This window comes from Collinsella sp. AF23-4AC (genome assembly GCF_003462685.1).
Lineage (GTDB): Bacteria > Actinomycetota > Coriobacteriia > Coriobacteriales > Coriobacteriaceae > Collinsella.
Genome location: NZ_QRVE01000013.1, coordinates 49,672 through 57,024, shown reverse-complemented (window position 1 = coordinate 57,024; position 7,353 = coordinate 49,672). Strand labels below are relative to the sequence as shown.

Genomic DNA, 7,353 nt, shown 5'->3' with positions numbered 1-7,353 from the left:
GCCGTGTTCCGCTATGCGGTTGTCAATTTGCGAAAGAAATTATGCGTCACCATCTGCTCATCGAGCGCCTGCACCCGTGAGCGCAGGTGATCGGTCATCTCGCCAATGTCGAACGTCGAGGTCAGACGGTCGATCTCGTCGAGTTCGAGCCCCAGGTCGCGCAGCATGCAGATCAGACGCATGAGCGGGATCTGCGTGGGCGAATAGAAACGGTAGCCCTTTTCGTTAACCACGGCGGGCTTAAACAGACCGATCTTGTCGTAATAGATGAGCGTTTGGCGCGAAACGTTAAACAAGCTCGCCATCTCGCTAATCGCATACATGCCCGTCTGCATAGATCCTCCCGACACACCAAAGCCCGCCGCCCACAGGGGCAGCGGGCTCAAACACTACTCGTATCCTACCCTAAAGACGCCTATGACCAGCGCTTATAGTTTGCGCATGACACGCCGACGGCCTCGAGTGCCTTGGCGGCGATGTGATGCACCGCGTCGTCGAGCGTGACGGGGCCGTTGTAAAACGTGAGCATGGGCGGCATGAGCATGACGCCCGGTACGCGCGCCAGGCGCGCCATGTTGTCGACGTGAATGGCGCTGAAGGGCGTCTCGCACACCATGAGCACCAGGCGGCGCTGCTCTTTCATCTGCACGTCGGCCGCACGCAGCAACAGATTGTCGCTGTAGCCGCTCGCGATGCCGGCGAGCGTCTTCATGGAGCAGGGTGCCACGATCATGCCATCGACCGGATAGGTGCCGCTTGCGATGGCGGCGCCGATATTCTTGTTGTCGTAGACCACATCGGCATGCGTGGCATACTCGTCGAGCGTCATGCCGAGCTCCTGCTCGATGGTGATCTCTCCCCCGCGCGTGACGACAAGCGCCGACTCGGCACCGGCCTGACGCAGACATTTGAGGCACTCAAGGCCCAGCGCGGCACCGCTGGCGCCAGACACGCCAACGACAATGCGACGGGGACGGCCAGAAGACTCAGGCATGACAACTCCTTAACTACTTGGTAGGGCTACTTACTAGAAAGCAATCTCCTTGGCCCACTTGTCTGTGTCGATCTCCATGAACTGCGAGCGGATGAAGTTCTTCTTGAGGTCGAACGGGACCGTGCAGTCGAAGATGGCCTTGCAGGCGATGCCGTGCTCGCGGATCGAAGGATCGAACGCGGGGTCGTTGGACGGGTCGAGCACGTGGCAGTGGCAGCCGGGGATGGTGATGAGGTCGACGTCGGCCTGGAAGCGCGTGGTCATGGCCCACATCACGTCGCTCATATCGAAGATGTCGACATCCTCGTCGACCAGAATCACATGCTTGAGCTCGGAAAATGCCGAGAAGGCGAGCATGGCGGCGTTGCGCTGACGGCCCTCGTCATTTTTGCTCGACTTCTTGAACTGCATAATGGCAACGAACTTGCCGCCGCCGCAGGGAGCGGCATGGACGTTGAGCAGGCGGCCTGGGATAGCGGTCTCGACCATCTTGTAGATGGAAGCCTCGGTGGGGATACCAGCCATGGACACGTGCTCGTGCGAAGGGCCGATGCAGCTCTCCATAATGGGGTTGATGCGCGTGGTGACGGCGGCGATCTTGATCACCGGGCAGACCTTGGCGCCACCGGTGTAGCCGGGAAACTCGGGCATAGCGTAGCCGTGGCCGTTGACGTCCTCGTTGATGGTCTCGTCGTGCATGAGGTAGCCCTCGAGCACATACTCGGCATTGGCAATGCACTTCTGCGGAACGGTGACGCAGTCGGCAAGCTCGACGGCGTGGCCGCGCAGGGCGCCGGCGATCTGCAGCTCGTTAAAGCCGAGCGGCGTGGTGGGCGCCTCGAAGCCGCAGCACATGTACACGGCGGGGTCCAGGCCGATGGAGATGGAGATGGGCATGTCCTCGCCGCGCTGGCAGTACTCGTCAAAGAACGCACCCAGGTGACGGCTGCCCGGAGTGATCCACATGGCGAGCTTGTCCTTGTCGACGCAGGAGAAGCGGTGGATGGTCACGTCGGACTGGGAGCCGTCGGGGCTCGTGCCATAGGCGAGGCCCATGGTGATGTAGGGGCCGCCGTCGACGGGCGTGTTGGTGGGAGCGGGGACGATCTTGCGCAGGTCAAAGCCCTCGTCGGTCGCCTTGTACACGACCTCCTGGCAGTCGACGTGCGCACCCTCGGCGATCTGCTCAGGCGCGATCAGGTTCTCGAAGCGCTTACCGATCTCGAGGCCCAGGTGCTCCTCGTCCAGGTCGAGCAGGGCGGCAACGCGCTTGCGGCTGGCAAGCATGCCGATGCAGACCTTGGCATCGTCAAAGCCCTTGACGTTGTTGAAGACCATCGCCGGGCCCTCTTTGGTCGGGCGCATAACGGTGCCGCCGACACCGACGTGGCGATAGACGCCCGAGACCTCGGCATCGGGATCGACCTGGGTGTCGGTCTCGAGCAGCTGGCCCGGCATCTCGCGCAAAAAGTCGAGCGCGGAGCGCAGGTCGTGGATCTGGGAAGCATCGGTAGTGGACATAGCATGCTCCTTTCGGGAGAGTGCCCGGCGGCGAGGATGCCGCCGGGCTGGGTAACGTAGTGGGGCCGCGGCGCTCATAGATGGGACGCTCGGCCACTCGCAGTTCGAGCACTCGGCTGCTTACAGCCCAAGCGCTCGACCGCTTACATCAGGCCAAAGAGGCGGAACCAGGCGGCCTCGACCAGCACGACGATAAAGACGACCGCGGTGAGGGGAATACCCATGCGCATGGCCTCTTTGGAGGTGTAGCCGCCGGCGTCCTTGCCCTCGCCGATAAGGATCGGCAGGTTGTGGAACGGCAGGATGTAGTGGATGTTGATGGACGTGAAGACGATGAGCGCCACGGCGAGCGGGCTTACGCTGGAGCCGGCCGCGAAGCTGATGAACGCCGGCACGCACACACCGAGCACGGCCATGACCGAGCCCATGAACATGTGGATGATCATGGAGAGCGCGGCGACGAGCAGGGCGAACAGGAAGATGTTCTCGGGCACGGAACTGGGAAGCACGACATCGGCGATCCAAGCGTTCATGCCGGTGGCACCGCCCACGGAACCCACGGCCATGGCAGCCGTCAGGAACATGAGGGACTTGATGTCGACGGCGTTCCAGCTGGCGGGCGTGAGGACCTCGCCGATGATGGGCATGGCGAGTGCGACGCCAATGGCCAGGGTGACCCAGCCGATATAGTCGCCCGAGACGGTGAGCCACAGCGCAATGGCGATGACAAGCCACACGATGGTGCGGATCTCCTTGACGGAGAGCTTGCCGAGCGCGGCCTGCTTGGCCACGATCTGCTCGCGATCGTAGACGAGCTCCTTGCTGGGCTTAAAGAGGAAGAGACCCAAGAACAGGGTGCACAGCAGCGCGACCAGCATAGGCACGCTCATGTACAGGAACCAGTCGACAAAGGACGGGCTCATGCCGCCGGCCTCGGCGCTGTACTGCGCAACGAGCGGGTTGAGCGTGGAGTCGCCCGTCAGGAAGAACATGGAGCCCGGGGCGGCAGCGGCAAACACGAGGAAGCCGAGCTTGCCGCGGTCGTCGTCACCGTAGCCGGCGGACTCGGCGATGACCGAGACGACGGCGAGGATGAGGAAGGCGCGGGGGAACGGATGAGGGATCAGCAGCGACAGCACAAAGGTGAGCGCGAAGATCGAGATGATGAGCGACTTGGCGTCGCGCACGAACTTGAGCATGAACGCATAGGCGATGCGCTCGCCCAGGCCCGACTCCTTGACCGCGCTGGCAATGAGGTAGGCGCCGATGACGAGCCACATGGTGGCCTTGGTCCACGAGCTAAACGTGGAGGCGACCGTCGCCGAGATGCTCGCGGCGCCCGTGTCGTCCACGCACACCTTAAACAGAACGAGCAGCGCGCAGTAGAGCAGGCCCACAAAGCCCGGCTGCGCCACGCCACATGCCCAGAACACCACCGTGGCGAGCGTCAGTGCCAGACAGGTCTGACCGCCGACCGTGAGCTCGACCGTCGAGCTCAGCTCCGCCAAAGGAAGAAACTTCACCAGCAAAAAGACAACGATACCCAGCACAAAGCCAATTTCGCGCTTGGTGATCTTAAACGCCTTCTTTTCCGCTTCCATCTCCCCACCTTTCTTGTTGGGGGGCGCTCCGGATTCGCAGCCACGTTGCCACTTAAAAAGGGGCGCCCGTTATCGGACACCCCTTACGTTGCGCTGTGTTGCGGCAATACAGTCAAGCGGATTTTTTTGGATGAGAAGCGGCCCTCTGGACAAAAACCGTCACAACATTCGACGCTTTTCCTCGTTTTTGAGATTTTCGCCGAATGTTGTGACGGTTTGGATGTGGCAAAGGGACTGTCTTTTCTCACATAGCGAGGGCCGTACGGATGGATGGGTCGCCGAGGGCCTCGCGGAGCCAGGGGGCCAGCTGCTCGGGGTGACCCTGCAGGTAGCCTTTGAGCTCGGACGGGGCCACGCGGCGCACCTCCGAGATCTCCTCTTGGTTGATATGCAGCTCGCCCGGCTCAACATGGGCAAGGTAGACCTCGCACCATTCGCACTCGCAGCGGCCGTCGCCGTGGTCCTCGCGGTAGGTCACGTGACCGAGGTGTTTGAGCTGGTCGGGTGCGCGCGTGATGCCGAGCTCTTCGTTGATGCGACGCGCCGTGGCGGCCGCGACGTCTTCCCCGGGGAGCGGATGGCCGGCGCAGCTATCGGCCAGCACCCCGCCCCACAGGCGCTTGAGCGGGCTGCGGCGGCAGAGCAGCAGGCGCGCGCCCTCGCCCTGGCCCTCGACCAGAAGTGTCAGAAATGCCTGATGCAGAATGCCCTCGCCGGTATGGGCCTCGATGCGATCGACGGGGCCGAGCGCCTCGCCGGTCGCGGCATCGACCGCCACGACCTCGGCGCCTGCGCCGCCCTCATCCCAGCCGGCGCGCAGAATGCGGGCTGCGGCCTCCTCGAGCGCGGCGATGAGCTCCTTGGTGGTGTCGAGCACGCGCTGCAGGTCGTCCCCGCTCGCCTGTTCAACATGAAAACCCGTACTTGCAACGACCGGCACGCCAAAGCGCGTGGCCAGCGCCGCCGCGATATCGTGCGCCGGGATCTCGTCTCGATGACACGGAACGGCCAGGATGCTCACCGTCGCCGTACGGCCGGGCTCGGGGCGCGGAATGGCCTGCGCCGTGGCGCCCAGGTGCGCGAACTCAGGCGAGCAGGCGTACACCGCCATGCCTCGCGGCGTCACCGTCAACTGGGCCTCGAGCGCAAACTTGCCCTCGCCCACTGCAACCTTTGTCGTGTGCATACCCATGGGATCTCCTGTCGCCCGCAATGTACCTGAGACCATCTTCGCCTGTATTGCGACTATACAGGCAAGCGCAGCCTGCGACAAAGGGGGACAGGCACCTGACACATTCTGTTAGAGTTGCAGGGATTGAATCCCGCTTATTCATGCGACATTGGAGTGACAACCTTGACCGCCGCAACCACGTCTAAAAGTAAATCAACCGCCGCCGCGCTCTCCCCCGCGCGCACCAAGCTCTGCCTGGCGCTGCTCGTGCTGTTGGGATTCTCGCTCGGCTGCTCCGAGTTCGTGGTCATCGGCATCGAAAGTGACTTGGCGACGGAGCTCGGCATCTCGCTTGCCACCGCGGGCCAGCTCATCAGCGTGTTTGCGCTCGTCTATGCCATCGCAACGCCGGTGCTTGCGCTCAGCACGGGGCGCTTCCGCCGCTACCAGCTGCTCGTGTGCTACAGCGCCATCTTTGTGCTCGGCAACCTGGTCATGGCGCTAGCCCCCAACTTCCATGTGCTGTTTATCTCGCGCATTGTCCTGGGCTCCGTCTCGGGCGCACTGCTCGCCGTGGGTGTGACGTACATCCCCGAGCTGCTGTCTCCGCAGCAAACCTCACTTGCCATCTCGGTCGTGTACGGTGCGTTTTCCGTGGCAATGGTCTTTGTCACTTCGATCGGCAAGTTCGTGGCCGACACGCTCGATTGGCACGTGGCCATGTACGGCACGCTGACCTTTGCCGTTTTGATCTGCGGAGCGCTCGTGGCGTTTATGCCGCGCGCTGGGCAAACCGACGAGCCTGCCACCTTTCGCGAGCAGGCGGGGCTTCTACGCGAACCGAGCATCATCACCGGCATGCTCATCTTCTTGTTTGGTGTGGGCTCGGTCTACGTATTCTACGGCTACGTGACGCCCTATCTGGAGCAGGTACTGGGCATGGGCACGGTCGAAGCCAGTACCACGCTTATGGCCTACGGCGTGTTCTGCCTGATCTCGAACATCCTGGGCGGATGGATCGATGCGCGCTTTGGCATGAAGGCGCTGCTTGTGACGTTTGTGCTGCAGGCTGCGGCGTTACTCGGGTTGTTTGCTGTGGGCGGCACCATGCCGCTCGCGCTGGTCTTTGTCTTTAGCCTGGCGCTGCTCATGTACCTGTTCTCGGTGTCGTGCATCACGCACTTTATGGACGTGGCGCGCAGCCGCCATCCCAAGTCGATGGTGCTCGCGAGTTCGGTTGAGCCCATGGCGTTTAATGTCGGCATCTCGTTTGGCACCGCGGTGGGCGGCGCCGTGGTAAGCAGCGTTGGCATTGCCTACGTGGGCGCGGTTGGTGCCGTGTTCTCGCTTGTGGCCTGGGCGCTCACGCTGGTGACGATTAAGTTGGCTCGCTGGGAGCGCAAGCGGGCGAGGGCGTAGGCTTAGGCTTAGCTGCGATACTCGAGTTCGATGATGGCGATCGAAAGGAAACCGCATATGCAACGCGTACTGTTTATCTGTCATGGGAATATTTGACTAAAGGAGCAAACCGCCTCATAAATGAGTGGTTTGCCCTTTTCATCTTGCTGCTATGCAACTTTTTCACAACTTTTGAGTGCTGGAATTCGCCCCTAGCCGCGTCTTTTAGCCATCGCATCCCGCAGCGCCCGAAGCACTTCGATTGCCACGGGCAGCTCGTCGACCTCGAACGAATCCAGGATCTCTCGCACCTCTAACGAAAGCGTCGACTTATCAGGCCTCGGCTCGTCGGACAGCAGCGCGTCGGCGCCGACCGAAAGCTCCTCGGCAATCTTCGATAGCACGGGCAGGCTCAGCTTAGTGTTTCCGGTCTCGATATGGCTCATATGCGTGACGGAGATGCCGACCTTTCCTGCCAGCGCCTCCTGCGACATCCCGCAGGCCTTACGGTACCGCCGTATGCGTTGGCCTATTTCGAAATACTTCACACTATCACCGCCCATATGAATCAATCTGACTTGAATCGTATGGGCATTTTTCTGCAAGTATAATAAACTGTAAGGGCTAAATATTGCCTATATAGTTCAATTATGAGCAATAGTCAGCAT

7 protein-coding genes are annotated in these 7,353 nt (G+C 61.8%); 1 reads left to right on the top strand and 6 read right to left on the bottom strand.

What is annotated here, in order from left to right; genetic code table 11:
* Window positions 1-11: 11 nt before the first annotated feature.
* The 5 genes from DWY05_RS07470 to idi all read right to left on the bottom strand — a co-directional run bounded on the left by DWY05_RS07470 (window position 12) and on the right by idi (window position 5,308).
* The gene (locus DWY05_RS07470) at window positions 12-335 is read right to left on the bottom strand and encodes a MerR family transcriptional regulator (RefSeq protein ID WP_199409596.1); all 324 of its coding nucleotides are present in this window, start codon (window positions 333-335) and stop codon (window positions 12-14) included.
* An 80-nt stretch (window positions 336-415) separates the two neighbouring features.
* Entirely contained in the window at window positions 416-994 is a 579-nt protein-coding gene (locus DWY05_RS07465) for a UbiX family flavin prenyltransferase (RefSeq protein WP_117821177.1), read from the bottom strand.
* Between the two features lie 33 nt (window positions 995-1,027).
* On the bottom strand, window positions 1,028-2,515 hold the full coding sequence (locus DWY05_RS07460; RefSeq protein WP_117821178.1) for a UbiD family decarboxylase: 1,488 nt from the start codon (window positions 2,513-2,515) through the stop codon (window positions 1,028-1,030).
* 143 nt (window positions 2,516-2,658) lie between these two features.
* Window positions 2,659-4,116, bottom strand: coding sequence for an SLC13 family permease (locus DWY05_RS07455; protein ID WP_199409597.1), 1,458 nt, complete (start codon window positions 4,114-4,116; stop codon window positions 2,659-2,661).
* 244 nt (window positions 4,117-4,360) lie between these two features.
* Complete coding sequence (idi, locus tag DWY05_RS07450) at window positions 4,361-5,308, bottom strand: isopentenyl-diphosphate Delta-isomerase (protein ID WP_158558709.1); 948 nt, start codon at window positions 5,306-5,308, stop codon at window positions 4,361-4,363.
* A gap of 162 nt (window positions 5,309-5,470) precedes the next feature.
* Here idi and DWY05_RS07445 point away from each other — a divergent pair, with 162 nt between their 5' ends.
* Window positions 5,471-6,706 carry an MFS transporter gene (locus tag DWY05_RS07445; protein ID WP_233504049.1) on the top strand — a complete coding sequence of 412 codons (1,236 nt, stop codon included), beginning with the start codon at window positions 5,471-5,473 and terminating at the stop codon, window positions 6,704-6,706.
* A gap of 191 nt (window positions 6,707-6,897) precedes the next feature.
* Here the strand turns inward: DWY05_RS07445 and DWY05_RS07435 are convergent, their stop codons facing one another.
* Window positions 6,898-7,248 (bottom strand): helix-turn-helix domain-containing protein, encoded by a 351-nt coding sequence (locus DWY05_RS07435; protein WP_255413195.1) that lies wholly within the window; start codon window positions 7,246-7,248, stop codon window positions 6,898-6,900.
* Between the last annotated feature and the right edge of the window lie 105 nt (window positions 7,249-7,353).